Source organism: Thermobrachium celere DSM 8682, assembly GCF_000430995.1.
Lineage (GTDB): Bacteria > Bacillota > Clostridia > Clostridiales > Caloramatoraceae > Thermobrachium > Thermobrachium celere.
On the sequence record NZ_HF951999.1, the window covers coordinates 9,104 to 9,668 of the forward strand.

Here is a 565-nt window from a genome sequence, read left to right on the forward strand (position 1 = left end):
CATTTAATATGGCATCAAATCCTCTTCCTTCCTTTGCAAGTCCCATAGCTTCGTATATTAATAGTTCTGTTATAGTAAAGCAGTCATGAACTTCTGCTACGTTTATATCGTTTATTGTCATATTAGCATCCTTTAATGCCCTTTGAATTGCAACTTCTGCTGCTTCTAGCTTATAATTTGGCCTCTTTCCTTCAACAATAGATAGATAGTCTGATGTATGTGCAAGTGATCTTATTTCAACTACTTTATAAAGGGGCTCCCATACCTTTATACATCTCCATGCCAAAGCATAAACTATGTATCCTGTCATGACAACCATATTCTTTGGGATAAATTAAATTTATCTAACCCTCAAAGTAGTTTTGAGGATTTAARGGCTATGCAGAAGTTAGCATATGCAATAGTTTTAACATCACAGGGTGTTCCATTTATACATTCGGGAGATGAATTTTTAAGAACAAAACAAGGTGTTGAAAATAGCTATAATTCTCCAGATAGTATAAATAAAGTTGACTGGAATTTAAAGGTTAAAAACATAGATGTATACACATATTTCAAAGAACTA

Annotated in this window: 2 protein-coding genes; one reads left to right on the forward strand and one right to left on the reverse strand. The window is 32.8% G+C overall.

All coding sequences use genetic code 11. From position 1 onward, the window contains the following. A partial coding sequence (locus TCEL_RS13685) for a thiolase C-terminal domain-containing protein (protein WP_423219068.1) occupies positions 1-319 on the reverse strand: 319 nt, incomplete at its 3' end. A gap of 60 nt (positions 320-379) precedes the next feature. Between TCEL_RS13685 and TCEL_RS14275 the strand changes: the two genes are divergently transcribed. Beyond that, a partial coding sequence (locus TCEL_RS14275) for a hypothetical protein (RefSeq protein ID WP_040683665.1) occupies positions 380-565 on the forward strand: 186 nt, incomplete at its 3' end.